Origin of the sequence: Brucella sp. NBRC 12953 (assembly GCF_040369775.1) — a bacterium.
GTDB lineage: Bacteria > Pseudomonadota > Alphaproteobacteria > Rhizobiales > Rhizobiaceae > Brucella > Brucella pseudogrignonensis.
On sequence record NZ_BAABSV010000008.1, the window covers coordinates 1 to 12,987 of the forward strand.

Below are 12,987 nucleotides of genomic sequence, written 5' to 3' on the forward strand. Positions count from 1 at the left end.
CCGTGAGGAGCATAGTAATCCATCCGCTATCGATGACCCGACAAACGGCAAAAAGCATCACACCCAACCAAATCTCTAATACCCAAATAAAATCAAAAAGCCCGGTGCATAAGCAGCCGGGCTTTTGACGCTTCTGATAGATGATGAAGAAGGCTAAAGGGCAAAGTCATCCAACAAAGCCACCACGCCAGCAAATCCATATCCCAATATCGTGATAGCAAAGAATTTTGTCGCCCCGTAGCAAACTGATAGAAGCCCAAGCGAAACCATCTCAACGGAGACTGTGATGAAGCTCTATTACAAACCCGGCGCATGTTCATTAGCACCCCACATCGTGCTCAGCGAAGCAGGCTTTTCCTATGATCTGGAAGTGGTCGATCTCAAGGAAAAGAAAACAGCGAGTGATGCCGACTACCTGAAAATCAATCCGCGCGGTGCAGTACCTGCTATCGAGGTTGAGCCTGGTGTCGTGATTACGCAGAACGCGGCAATCCTGCAGTATATCGGCGATCACTCTGATGTTGCGGCCTTCAAGCCTGCCTATGGCACGATTGAACGTGCTCGTTTGCAGGAAGCGCTCGGCTTTTGCGGTGATCTGCATACAGCGTTCGGCGGTCTGTTCGCGCCCAATTTGACGGAGGAAGCAAAGACCACAGTGGTTGCCTCCATCAATCGTCGCATGGGTCAGCTTGAAGCGATGCTTTCGAGCGACCACGACTTCTGGCTTGGGGCCGATTTTACCCAACCCGATGCCTATGTATCCGTCATCATTGGTTGGGGCCTTATGTTGAAGGTCGATCTGACCGCCTATCCGAAGGCTCTTGCTCTGCGCGAACGCGTCATGGCGCGTTCTGCCGTACAGAAGGCTCTCAATGAAGAAGGCCTGATCTAAAGCGAATCCCGAAAGGTGTGAAACGGCTTTCGGACAACGATGCGCGTTAAAACAGAAATTAGAGCGCCGATCGGATCGAAACGCGCTCTAAACACTCAAAGCCCGGTGGCAAAATGTCGCCGGGCTTTTTGATTCCGAAGCGATGAATTGAGCTGTGCTTGCACACAATCGACGCAACCAACGGTGTGGCAGCTCTAACTATTCTCAGGAACGTGCGGTGGGTTCGGTGTCAGCGCGTTCGATGAAGGGGCGGCTTCTGCTGTCTGGGCTGTGGCCGCAGCCGTGCCCTCCTGCTCAAACTTATCGACATGCATTGACTGGTTCTTACGCCATCCGCCATGAAGATAAAGCGCGCCAGCCATAAGCATCGTCGAAATCATGGCAACAGGGAAGCTGAGCCACAGGGCATCCGGTCCGAGCCAGTCTCTCATGCCGACGGCAACACCAAGCCGCACCGGGTACATTGAAACAAACAGAATGATAAGTGGCCAGATAACTTGTCCATTCGCCCGCACGGTGCCAAACAGAACCATGGAAACGCCAAAGGCGATAAAGCCCCAGGTTGCGATCTTGCCGATGTGCTGACCGATCGGGATGGCAGGGCTGTCAGAGCCCAGGAATATCTGCATGGCCTGCTTGTCGGCAATGAGCAGCACAACAACCAAAATGCCAGTCATCAGAATAGCGTAGAAGACGCCGATCCGTGCGATGCTGTTGACGCGATCCCATTTGCCAGCGCCTATATTCTGCGCAGCCATCGCACTCACCGCTGCGCCAAGCGCCATAGCCGGCATCTGAACATAGGTCCATAATTGTTGTGTTGCGCCGAAGGCTGCGGTCGTATTAACGCCTTCCTGATTGACCAACCGCATCATCGTCAGCATGGCACTCGAGACCACGATCATCTGAATACCCATCGGAAGACCTTTGCTGAAAATCAGCTTCAAGACCTTGAGGTCCGGCACCAGAAGCCAAAGCTCCTGTCCCTTGAGACGCAAAGGCAAATCCTTGCGATAGACATAGATGAGCATGGCCGCGAGACTGATATAATTCGCTACTGCTGTGGCGAGTGCCGAGCCTGATATGCCAAGCGCGGGAATTGGGCCTATCCCGAGAATGAGCAGCGGGTTAAGCGCTATATCAAGGATGACGGCGAGGCCCATAAATATCAACGGGGTTATGGAATCACCGCTGCCGCGTAGCGCCATCATCAGGATTGTCTGCATGAGAATGGCAGGCATCGCGACGAAAGTTACTTGCAGGAAGGCGCGTGCCAGCGGTTCAATCGTTTCCGGAGTGCCGAGCAGGCCAAGGACGTAAGGTGCGAGGAACCAGCCGACTACAGCCACAATAATGCTGACAGGAATGAAGGCTCCGAGTGTCGTACCTGTGATGGCGCGTGCCGTTTCGATATCCCGCCGCCCAAAGGACTGGCCGATCAGAATCGTCGAGGCCATGCCGAAGCCGAAGACAAAGGCGGTCAGCAGAAACATTACCAGATTGCCGTTTGTTGTCGCTGCGAGAGCGTCTGTTCCCAGCAACTGACCGATCCAGATTGTATCGATGGAGCCGTTGGCCGATTGCAGGATTGACGAGCCGAGCGTTGGCAGAGCGAACAGCAACAGTGCTTGATTGATGGGCGCGGTTGTCAGATCAATGGTCTTTTTCATCCGGCCTCAATCATGTTGGACTGTATTACTTCATGGTTACGCGACTATCTAGTTCGCTTGATAATGCTTCCAAGTCTCAAACAACACAAATCGCTATCTTGGACGATCCAGTCTCTTTTCGATGAAGATATAGCAAAAACAATGTTCTGGCTTTGAAACTGTCGTTTGGCTGCTATCTTGTACCAGAATCAGGCAGGGCACCGTTTCATCCGATGAACCGTTTTGCTCGCAAGAACATAGATTTTCGGAATGGTGTGACATGATTTCACGTTTTCTCGTTGCTGGCATGACCTTGGTGTTGGCTGGCTCAGCGAATGCTCAATCGGATACTACTCATCCAACATCTCTGGATAAGGTCATTCCTGTTTCACAAGTCAGCGGCGTTGATATTGTGCGGCTTGCAGAGCTGCCAAAGGCACCAAAGAAAAGCGGAGACGCCGCTTCTTGTGATAACCAGGACACCAAAACGACAAGTGCCGAGGCGCGTGCGGTGGGAGAGCGGGGCTGGACCGTGACCGGGGAAGCGAAGATTGGCGCGTTGCAGGCTGTCAGTTTCGTGGCCGATATGGAACAAGGAACGAGCGGATCGTGCTTGTTGAAAGAAGGTAATCTTGCCTTTTATGAAGACGGCAAACTTGTTGCACTTGCGTATGCCGCCAAAAATGCAGCCCTCAGTCTGGGGCGTGTCGAACAGAACGGTGAAGGCATACGCATTTGGGATGGCGACTGGGTACAGCAGCCGGTTGCTGATGTGAAGCTGGTTGGTGGCAAAGGTATCATTGTCACCGCACTACCGGGCGAAGAGAAATTCTGTTCAGGCCAAGTGACGGTTCCCAATATTTATCGACTGCCGATTAGTCTGGCGCGTATCATGCTCATTGAACAAGGCTGGCAGCCAGAAGAAAGCAAGGATGAGCTGGACATCATATCGAGGGGTTTGCGAGAGATGGGTATCAGCGAGGTTGATGGCTGCTCAGGAACCGGCTTCGGCTATTGCGGCTTCTCCTATAAGAATGCCGGCCACAGCCTGTCTGTCACAACGGTAGGCGATACGCCATCGGTCCTGTCTTATGGTGTGAAGTGCTCGAATTAGAGCGTAATGCGCATTCCGAAAAGTGCGAAGCGGTTTTGCAGAACAAGATGCGCGCAAAATAGATAGAGCAGTTCCAACATTTAATGAAAATTGGAAATGCTTTAACGCGTGCATCTAAACAAGTTGAGGGCACTGATCTAATCAGTCACGATCTTTGCTTTCACGAAGACATCGTAGCGGGTGCTTTTACCGAGAATCTGATGGGAGGGCTTGCGTAGCCCTGCCATGGGCTCAGCGCGCAGCGGCCATTTCAGCACGACACGGTTTACCGCGTGTTCAAGAGCCACAAGCATCAGCTTCTCAGAGTCTGCGTCGGTGCCGACAATCTCGCGGATCTGACGCATTTCCTTTTTGACCAGAGCCGTATTGCCTCGCGGTGGATGCATGGGGTCAACCAGAACGACCATTGGCTTCAATTCCGGTATCAGCAGGCAGGAATCGCCATGTAATAGCGTCATGCGCGCCACGGTTTCCGCATATTGACCGCCTTCAGCTGCAGCGCGCCCCAGCCCTTCAGCCAGCAGCCTGTGCATTTTCTCTGATCGCTCTATAAGCGTTACCTTCGCCCCCAGTGCGGCGAGCAGAAAAGCGTCGCGGCCAAGACCGGCTGTTGCATCCACAATGTCTGGCGTGATTCCACTCGCAAGACCCGCCGCCTTTGCCAGAGCCTGTCCGCGTCCCTCACCGGAGCGAAAGCGATGCCCGACGGCACCGCCGACAAAATCAACAACCAGTTCCGATGTGTCTATTTTCTGCGACATGTGTATTTCCGAAACATAGCCATTGTTAGAAAGGGCAAGGGGCTGTGAATTGCACATGCCGACCATCCGGGTGATGGAAAGCGACTTCTTCTGCATGAAGAAGCAAGCGGTCTGCTGCGCCAAGTGCCTCACCTTCGGCATAAAACTCATCGCCAAGAATAACATGCCCCAGCGCTTTCATGTGAACGCGCAATTGATGAGTACGACCGGTCAAGGGAAACAACTGCATCCTCGTGCTGTTTGCATGACGTTCCTGCACCTGCCAGCGTGTCTGGGCTGACTTGCCATTATCAAAATCGACACGATGACGCGGTTTATTGTCCGGATCAATTGCCATTGGCAGATCGATCAGTCCCTCGTCTTGTTCCACCCGCCCCCAAACCTCGGCAATGTAGCGCTTTTCTGTCGTGCGCGCTTCAAACTGCGCAGCAATAGCGGCGTGGGCTTTGCGATTGAGCGACATGAGCACGAGACCGGACGTGTCCTTGTCCAGACGATTGATCATCAAAGCTTTTGGAAACTGCTTTTGGACGCGTGTGGCCAGGCTGTCAGAAAGCGCCGGATGACGTCCGGGCACGGATAACAGTCCGCTTGGCTTATCCAGAACCAGAATATCGTCGTCGCGATGGATGATCGAAACATATGGCTCTAACGGCGGATTATAAACGGGAGAAACATCTGACAACACACTCATGACGGCCTTCTAGCACGGACTGGCCATTGCTGAGAAGCGGTGGCCGGAAGCACTCAGCAAGATCATTCTGTGTCAGGCGAGTTGACCTCTTGGCTTTGTCTCTTACTTCCTTTGCAAGTGAGGCTTGTTCGATTTCAAAGAGGAAATTGCTATGACGAAAGTGAATGTAGCTGTTCTGGTTGGGAGCTTGAGAAAAGATTCTTTCAATCACAAGGTTGCGCTCGGCTTGAATGCAGTAACACCAGACGACATGGCATTGACGATTGTCGAGATCGGCGACTTACCGCTCTATAATCCGGATCTGGATACCGACGCCCCACCCGCTGCCTGGAAACGTTTCCGTGCTGAGGTGAACAAGGCCAATGCCGTGTTGTTCGTAACGCCGGAATATAACCGGTCTGTGCCGGGGGGCTTGAAGAACGCGCTCGATGTCGGTTCACGTCCATATGGCCAGAGTGTCTGGAGTGGAAAGCCTGCTGCGATCATCAGCGGCTCGCCGGGCAATATTTCAGCCTTCGGTGCCAATCATCATCTTCGCCAGTCGTTGGTATTTCTGGATATGCCGACTTTGCAGCAGCCAGAGGCTTATCTCGCACATGTTGACAAGCTGCTGGATGAAAGCGGCAAGCTGGTGCCTGATACGGCCAAGTTCCTCGGTGAGTTCCTGAAGGCATTTGATCGGTTTGCTCAGAAGAACCTTTAGCGGCTCTTCAATCCGCAAGAGTTACTTCGTCTCAGGCGTGGCCCAGCAGTTGATGATTGTGGGCCGCGCAGCGAAGAGCTGACGTCAATCAGCGATGCTCAGTGCGATCTCGTTTCAATAGATAAAATGGCGGAGAGGGTGGGATTCGAACCCACGGTGGAGTTACCCCCACGCCGCATTTCGAGTGCGGTACTTTCGACCACTCAGCCACCTCTCCGCATTGTGCACCACGGGTGAAGCGATCCATAAAATCGCGCCGTTGATAAGCATCTAAAGCGAATGCTAAGTGTGTAGCGGCTCAATAACGAGCCAAAGACGATTAGACAAGAGCTAATTTGCATTCTGTTGTGAAAATTCTTGACTTTTCTGCTGCTTCACACCTATAAGCACCAGACTTCAGGCGTGGAGTAATCCGCGCCTATTGTTTTGATTGCGAAATTTCGGGTTTCCGGAGTTGTAATCAAGGGCACAAAGCCCACTCACCAACCGACTGATAAAAAGACGGCCCATCACTTCGGCGCAAATGTCGTGGAAATGAGAGCCGGACCGAACAACCGAAAGGACAACAAATGTTCGCAGTCATTAAGACCGGTGGCAAGCAGTACCGCGTTGCCGCAAATGACCTGATCAAGATCGAAAAAGTTGCTGGCGAAGCTGGCGACATCGTAGAATTCGCAGAAGTTCTGCTGGTTGGCACGACGATCGGTGCTCCAACCGTAGCTGGCGCTCTCGTAACGGCTGAAGTCGTTGAACAGGGCCGTGCACGCAAGGTTATCGCGTTCAAGAAGCGTCGCCGTCAGAATTCGAAGCGCACCCGCGGTCATCGTCAGGAACAGACGACGATCCGTATCTCGGAGATCCTTACCGACGGCGCAAAGCCATCGAAGAAGGCCGCTGAGAAGAAGGCTCCTAAGGCAGACGCCGCTGAAGGCGAAGTCGCAAAGCCAAAGAAGGCAGCGCCTAAGAAGGCTGCAGCCAAGGCCGAGTCGGCTGAGTAAGTAGAAGAGATTAAAGGAGAAATCCAATGGCACACAAAAAAGCTGGTGGTTCGTCGCGTAACGGTCGCGATTCAGAGTCGAAGCGCCTTGGCGTGAAGAAGTTCGGCGGCGAAGCTGTCGTTTCTGGCAACATCATCGTGCGCCAACGTGGCACGAAGTGGCATCCGGGCGCCAATGTTGGCCTCGGTAAAGACCACACCATTTTTGCTACCACCAACGGTTCCGTTGCTTTCCGCACGAAAGCCAACGGCCGCACCTACGTATCGGTAAACCCGATCGCGGAAGCAGCAGAGTAAGCCGGGCACTCATAAATACCGGCGTCCCATTGGACCCGGTATATATGGCGACCAGCCTAAAGATCGAAGGGAAGATGGGACAACCATCTTCCCTTTTTGCATCTGGAGGACAGACAAATGGTCGTCGAAGTTTTAGAAGAAGAATATTACGAGAGCTGTAGCGAGCGGGAGGCCAGTTATGCTGATCTCTCGCCTGGATTAGCAGATCAGTTAGATTGCCCCGTCCTCGTCACGGACAGGCTGGTTCTCCGCCCGCCACATACCGAAGACGTGGATGCAATTTCCTATCTTGCCAATAACGCCCGCGTCTCGACTATGCTCGCCCGTATGCCTCATCCATACACCCGCGAAAATGCCGTGGATTTTGTCGAGCGCGTGCGAAAAGGCGAGATGGGCAATTGCATTTACGCAATCACCCAAGCTGAAACCGGTATCTTTATGGGTTGTTGTGGCATCCACCCGCATAGCCACGGCGAAGGCCTGGAGATCGGCTATTGGCTGGGTGAGCCCTATTGGGGGCATGGTTTTGCCACGGACGCTGCCCACGCATTGATCGATCTGGCTTTCCGGGCCACGCCAATCGAGCGGTTGCATGTTTCGTGTCACGCTAGCAATGGCGGTTCGCGTCGCGTGATTCATAAGTGCGGCTTTCAGTTCAGCAGCATGGGCATGGCGGATTCACTTGCTGCCGGGAATGTCCCTGTCGAGCGCTATGTCCTTGACCGGCGGACCTGGATCGGCCTGAGAAGCTGGCAGTCATAATAAAAAAGGTCCTGTGTGAAAATCGCAGGACCGATAATCATCGGGGAATATAATGAACGATATTTACGCTGTCGCCCGTGAAAGGGTTGTTGTCCGCGCACTGGATAAGGGAGACCTGCACCGGTTTCGCGCGATCCGCCTGTCTGCATTGCAGCTTGCGCCGCAAGCTTTCGGGTCGACCTTTGAAGAGGAAAATGCCTATTCCGACAGCGTGTTTGCACGCCGTCTGGAGCAAGTGAACGGCAATGTCATTTTCGGCGCCTTTGATGGTGAAAACCTGATGGGTATCGCCGGCTTGTTCCGCCATGAACGCAGGTCCGAGCGCCATCGTGGCACTCTGGTCAGTGTCTATGTCGCGCCGGAAGCGCGTGGCTTGCGACTTGGCAGGGCGCTTGTTGGGCAGATTATCGAACACGCGGCTGAGCACGTCGTGATACTGGATGCGAAAGTCGTGGCAACCAATGAGCCTGCGAAGCGCATCTATTATGGGCTTGGTTTCAAATCCTATGGTGTTGAGCCGAAGTCGCTTTATGTGCAGGGTCAGTATCTGGATCAGGAACTGCTCTATATTGATTTCAGTGATCCTGCGTGGAAACTGAATTTAGGCTGAAAACCTTATGTTTCTGCTGTTTGCAGGACACGGGTTTTGCTGTAATTGCAAATCGGATTGCGCGAGATTGCGCGCAATCCCAAAGTTTAAGACGCACCCAAGTCAAGTTCTATTGCGTCGTAAGAGGTAAGGTTCAATGAAATTTCTCGATCAGGCCAAGATCTATATCCGCTCCGGTAATGGCGGGGCGGGGGCCGTGTCGTTCCGCCGCGAGAAGTTTCTTGAATTCGGTGGCCCTGATGGCGGTGATGGCGGGCGCGGTGGCGACGTCTGGGTGGAAGCCGTCAATGGCCTCAACACGCTGATTGATTATCGCTATCAGCAACACTTCCGGGCCAAGACCGGTATGCATGGCATGGGCCGCAACATGACCGGCGGCAAGGGCGATGATGTCATCCTCAAAGTGCCGGTTGGCACGCAGATTTTTGAAGAAGATGATGAAACGCTGATCTGTGACATCACCGAAATTGGCCAGCGTTATCGTCTGGCCAAGGGTGGTAATGGCGGCTTTGGCAATCTGCATTTCACGACCTCGACCAATCGCGCGCCGCGTCGCGCCAATCCTGGTCAGGACGGCATTGAGCGTACACTTTGGCTGCGGCTCAAGCTGATTGCTGATGCTGGTCTGGTCGGCCTGCCGAATGCAGGTAAATCGACCTTTCTGGCAAGTGTGACGGCTGCAAAGCCTAAGATTGCCGATTATCCTTTCACGACGCTGCACCCCAACCTCGGTGTCGCGCGCGTCGATGCGCGTGAATTTGTCATCGCTGACATTCCGGGCCTGATTGAAGGCGCTAGTGAAGGCATTGGCCTTGGCGATCGCTTCCTGGGCCACGTCGAGCGTACCCGCGTGCTTCTGCATCTGGTGTCGGCGCAGGAAGAAGATGTTGCGAAGGCTTACACCGTCATTCGCGGTGAACTGGAGGCCTATGAACATGGCCTTGCTGACAAGACGGAAATCGTGGCGCTGTCGCAGATCGATACGCTTGATCCGGATGCACGCAAGGAAAAGGTGAAGGCGCTGAAGAAGGCTTGCGGGCGCGATCCGCTGCTGCTTTCAGCGGTCAGCCATGAAGGCTTGAACGATGCGCTACGCCAGCTGGCTGCGGTTATTGATCAGAGCCGGGCCGTTGAAGCCGGTACTGCTGAAGACGAATAAGCATAGGGTTTTATTTGGTCGCGCATCTTGTCCGAAAACCGCTTCACGCTTTTCGGGATGCGCTTGAGAATGCGGCGAGGGAATGAAGGCATGTTGAAACAACTCAAAGACTATCGCCGCATCGTTATCAAAATCGGATCAGCCCTTCTGGTGGATCGCTCAACTGGTCTCAAGCAAAATTGGCTTGAGAGCCTGGGGCAGGACATTGCGGCGCTCCATCATGCGGGCGTCGAAGTTCTGGTTGTTTCATCCGGCGCTATTGCGCTTGGACGCACGGTTCTTGGTCTGCCCAAGAAATCGCTTAAGCTTGAAGAAAGTCAGGCAGCAGCAGCCGCCGGACAGATCGCGCTCGCAAAAGCCTATGCCGACGTGCTCGGTGGCCACGACATCAAGTCGGGTCAGATTCTCGTGACCCTTTCGGATACGGAAGAGCGTCGCCGTTATCTCAATGCACGCGCAACGATTGAAACGCTTCTGAAGCTCGGAGCAGTGCCGATCATCAACGAGAATGATACGGTTGCGACGACTGAAATCCGTTATGGCGATAATGATCGTCTCGCAGCCCGTGTTGCAACCATGATGGGTGCAGACCTTCTTATTCTGCTTTCGGATATTGACGGCCTTTACACGGCACCGCCGCATAAAGACCCGAACGCACAGTTTCTGCCGCTCGTTACAACAATCACACCTCAGATTGAGGCGATGGCGGGTGCTGCGGCATCAGAGCTTTCACGCGGTGGCATGAAGACCAAACTTGACGCCGGCAAGATAGCCAATGCGGCAGGCACTGCGATGATTATCACCTCTGGTATACGTATGGGGCCGCTTTCGGCTATTGATCGGGGCGAACGCGCGACATTGTTTGAGCCAGCGCGTGCGCCGGTAAATGCATGGAAGACGTGGATTTCCGGCAATCTCGAACCTGCTGGTCGTTTGCGTGTCGATGCTGGTGCAGCCAAGGCGCTGAAATCGGGCAAGTCGCTTTTGCCTGCGGGTGTGAAAAAGATTGAAGGCCAGTTTGAGCGTGGCGACACGGTTGCGGTTCTCAACGAGGACGGCCGTGAAATCGCGCGCGGTCTGATTGCTTATGATGCGGAAGATGCGCGCAAAATTGCCGGGCACAAAAGCGATGAGATCAGCGCCATTCTTGGCTATGATGCGCGCGCTGCAATGATCCATCGCAATGATCTGGTGGTACGGGGTGTGACCACTAGCGAGACGGAAGAAGCATAAGGGGAAGAGGATGTTGAACAAAGTGGACGCCGGAACTGACATCGCAGCCATCATGGCAGAAGTTGGTCGTAAAGCCAGACAGGCAGCGGCTCCGCTTTCCATCGCTTCGCCTCAACAGAAAAACAAAGCCCTGCTTGCTGCTGCAGATAGCATTCTCGCAAGCAAAGATGCCATTCTTGAAGCCAACAAGCTCGATCTTGCCAATGCTGCGGAAAGCGGGATGGCAGCTTCGTTTGTTGATCGGCTGACACTCGATGACAGTCGTATTCAGGCAATTGCCGACGGCATTCGCGCTATTGCTGAATTAAATGATCCAGTCGGTGAAGTGATTGCCGAGTGGGATCGTCCGAATGGTCTCCATATCGAGCGCGTTCGTACACCATTGGGTGTCATCGGCGTGATCTATGAAAGCCGTCCCAATGTGACCGCAGATGCTGGCGCGCTATGCCTTAAGGCTGGCAATGCGGTCATCTTGCGTGGTGGTTCAGATTCCGCGCATTCATCGGCTGCTATTCACAAGGCACTGGTTGCGGGACTGGAGGCAGCGCAATTACCTGCCGATGCTATCCAGATCGTTCCGGTTACTGACCGTGCGGCAGTTGGTGAAATGCTCAAAGGTCTGAATGGCGCGATTGATGTGATCGTGCCACGGGGCGGCAAAAGCCTCGTTGCGCGCGTGCAATCGGAAGCGCGTGTGCCGGTTTTCGCGCATCTTGAAGGCATTTGTCATCTCTATATCGACAAGTCCGCTGATTTCGATATGGCGCGTGCGATTGCTGTGAACGCAAAGATGCGCCGCACCGGCATTTGCGGTGCGACCGAAACCTTGCTTGTGGATCGCGCGGTAGCTCAAACGCATCTGGTGCCGGTTCTTGAAGATCTGGCTGCAAAGGGCTGCGAAATTCGCGGCAGCGATGAAGTCATAGCACTTTATGCAACCGCCACTCCTGCTACAGAAGAAGACTGGTCGACCGAATATCTGGATGCGATCATTTCGGTGGCGCTGGTTGATGGTGTCTCGGGTGCGATTGAGCATATCAACCGTTACTCCTCCCACCACACAGAAGCTGTTGTGGCTGAGGATGCGGATGTTGTTGCGCGCTTCTTCAACGAGATCGACTCTGCCATTCTTCTGCACAATGCCTCGACGCAGTTTGCAGATGGTGGCGAGTTCGGCATGGGGGCGGAAATTGGCATTGCTACCGGCAAGATGCATGCGCGCGGACCGGTTGGTGTCGAACAACTGACCTCTTTCAAATATCGTGTTCGTGGGAACGGACAGGTTAGAGGCTGATGAAGTTCGGCTTCGGGCTTTCCGCATTAAAGGCGCGTTATCCGGACGTTGATGCGCAATATTTGCGTATGCCGCATGTCGAAAAGGGCATGACGGTCGGCCTGTTTGGCGGCTCGTTCAACCCACCGCATGGTGGTCATGCGCTGGTCGCTGAAATCGCCATTCGGCGGCTGAAGCTTGATCAGCTCTGGTGGATGGTGACGCCCGGCAATCCGCTGAAGGATAAGCGCGAACTTGCCCCACTTGCTGAACGTCTGGAGCTCAGCGAGCATGTGGCAAGCGATCCGCGCATCAAGGTGACGGCGCTGGAAGCCGCGTTTGACGTGCGTTACACAGCAGACACTCTGGCGCTGATCCGCAAGGCCAATCCCGGTGTGCATTTCGTCTGGGTTATGGGGGCGGACAATCTCGCTTCCTTCCATCGCTGGCAGCGCTGGCGGGAGATTGCGCAGAATTTCCCGATTGCAGTCATCGACAGGCCAGGTTCGACCTTGGCTTATTTATCGTCACGCATGGCGCAAACATTTTCCGATAGCCGGCTAGATGAACATTACGCCCCGCTCCTTGCGCGGCGTACACCACCGGCCTGGACCTTCATTCACGGACCGCGATCTTCGCTCTCATCGACCGCACTCCGCAAACAGAAATTGAAAAAGTGAATGGTGTAAGCCATTCAAGACTCTTGAAAGAATACAGGGACTCTGCCTATCTTAGGTATGTACGGTGCTTATGAATGCCGTACTGCGTTGTTCTTGTCGGAAAGGAACTACACTGAGAACAGCAATTGAGAAGAAGGCTCACCACGCGCCTTCACCGGTCGGG

General features: G+C 54.0%; 14 protein-coding genes and 1 tRNA gene. 11 read left to right on the forward strand and 4 right to left on the reverse strand.

Annotated features, from left to right (window positions below; translation table 11 throughout):
- Window positions 1–286: 286 nt before the first annotated feature.
- Window positions 287–892, forward strand: a complete 606-nt coding sequence (gst, locus tag ABWV94_RS18000; protein WP_353414859.1) for a glutathione transferase — start codon at window positions 287–289, stop codon at window positions 890–892.
- Between the two features lie 194 nt (window positions 893–1,086).
- On the opposite strand, the gene ABWV94_RS18005 is transcribed toward gst, so the two are convergent.
- Window positions 1,087–2,562 carry an MATE family efflux transporter gene (locus ABWV94_RS18005; protein ID WP_353414861.1) on the reverse strand — a complete coding sequence of 492 codons (1,476 nt, stop codon included), beginning with the start codon at window positions 2,560–2,562 and terminating at the stop codon, window positions 1,087–1,089.
- A gap of 259 nt (window positions 2,563–2,821) precedes the next feature.
- On the opposite strand from ABWV94_RS18005, the gene ABWV94_RS18010 reads away from it, so the two are divergent.
- Window positions 2,822–3,655: a hypothetical protein gene (locus ABWV94_RS18010; RefSeq protein WP_113500009.1), complete on the forward strand. Its 834-nt coding sequence runs from the start codon at window positions 2,822–2,824 to the stop codon at window positions 3,653–3,655.
- A gap of 137 nt (window positions 3,656–3,792) precedes the next feature.
- Here the strand turns inward: ABWV94_RS18010 and ABWV94_RS18015 are convergent, their stop codons facing one another.
- Window positions 3,793–4,416, reverse strand: a complete 624-nt coding sequence (locus ABWV94_RS18015) for a class I SAM-dependent methyltransferase (RefSeq protein WP_353414864.1) — start codon at window positions 4,414–4,416, stop codon at window positions 3,793–3,795.
- A 25-nt stretch (window positions 4,417–4,441) separates the two neighbouring features.
- The gene (locus ABWV94_RS18020) at window positions 4,442–5,110 is read right to left on the reverse strand and encodes a pseudouridine synthase (RefSeq protein ID WP_113500011.1); all 669 of its coding nucleotides are present in this window, start codon (window positions 5,108–5,110) and stop codon (window positions 4,442–4,444) included.
- 151 nt (window positions 5,111–5,261) lie between these two features.
- On the opposite strand from ABWV94_RS18020, the gene ABWV94_RS18025 reads away from it, so the two are divergent.
- A complete protein-coding gene (locus ABWV94_RS18025) occupies window positions 5,262–5,813 on the forward strand; it encodes an NADPH-dependent FMN reductase (RefSeq protein WP_079212616.1) in 552 nt (183 codons plus the stop codon).
- A 127-nt stretch (window positions 5,814–5,940) separates the two neighbouring features.
- On the opposite strand, the gene ABWV94_RS18030 is transcribed toward ABWV94_RS18025, so the two are convergent.
- A tRNA-Ser gene (locus ABWV94_RS18030) sits at window positions 5,941–6,030 on the reverse strand.
- 352 nt (window positions 6,031–6,382) lie between these two features.
- Between ABWV94_RS18030 and rplU the strand changes: the two genes are divergently transcribed.
- The 8 genes from rplU to ABWV94_RS18070 all read left to right on the forward strand — a co-directional run bounded on the left by rplU (window position 6,383) and on the right by ABWV94_RS18070 (window position 12,824).
- Window positions 6,383–6,811, forward strand: a complete 429-nt coding sequence (gene rplU / locus ABWV94_RS18035) for a 50S ribosomal protein L21 (RefSeq protein ID WP_007876949.1) — start codon at window positions 6,383–6,385, stop codon at window positions 6,809–6,811.
- Window positions 6,812–6,837: 26 nt separating this feature from the next.
- Window positions 6,838–7,107 (forward strand): 50S ribosomal protein L27, encoded by a 270-nt coding sequence (gene rpmA / locus ABWV94_RS18040; protein ID WP_007876947.1) that lies wholly within the window; start codon window positions 6,838–6,840, stop codon window positions 7,105–7,107.
- 117 nt (window positions 7,108–7,224) lie between these two features.
- On the forward strand, window positions 7,225–7,869 hold the full coding sequence (locus ABWV94_RS18045; RefSeq protein WP_079212339.1) for a GNAT family N-acetyltransferase: 645 nt from the start codon (window positions 7,225–7,227) through the stop codon (window positions 7,867–7,869).
- 52 nt (window positions 7,870–7,921) lie between these two features.
- Window positions 7,922–8,479: a GNAT family N-acetyltransferase gene (locus ABWV94_RS18050; protein WP_079212338.1), complete on the forward strand. Its 558-nt coding sequence runs from the start codon at window positions 7,922–7,924 to the stop codon at window positions 8,477–8,479.
- 136 nt (window positions 8,480–8,615) lie between these two features.
- On the forward strand, window positions 8,616–9,638 hold the full coding sequence (gene obgE, locus ABWV94_RS18055) for a GTPase ObgE (protein ID WP_007876941.1): 1,023 nt from the start codon (window positions 8,616–8,618) through the stop codon (window positions 9,636–9,638).
- 90 nt (window positions 9,639–9,728) lie between these two features.
- Complete coding sequence (gene proB, locus ABWV94_RS18060; RefSeq protein ID WP_113158659.1) at window positions 9,729–10,871, forward strand: glutamate 5-kinase; 1,143 nt, start codon at window positions 9,729–9,731, stop codon at window positions 10,869–10,871.
- 10 nt (window positions 10,872–10,881) lie between these two features.
- Window positions 10,882–12,165 (forward strand): glutamate-5-semialdehyde dehydrogenase, encoded by a 1,284-nt coding sequence (locus ABWV94_RS18065; protein ID WP_113158658.1) that lies wholly within the window; start codon window positions 10,882–10,884, stop codon window positions 12,163–12,165.
- Window positions 12,165–12,824 carry a nicotinate-nucleotide adenylyltransferase gene (locus ABWV94_RS18070; protein WP_113158657.1) on the forward strand — a complete coding sequence of 220 codons (660 nt, stop codon included), beginning with the start codon at window positions 12,165–12,167 and terminating at the stop codon, window positions 12,822–12,824. The genes ABWV94_RS18065 and ABWV94_RS18070 overlap by 1 nt, the downstream gene beginning before the upstream one ends.
- Window positions 12,825–12,987: the final 163 nt, after the last annotated feature.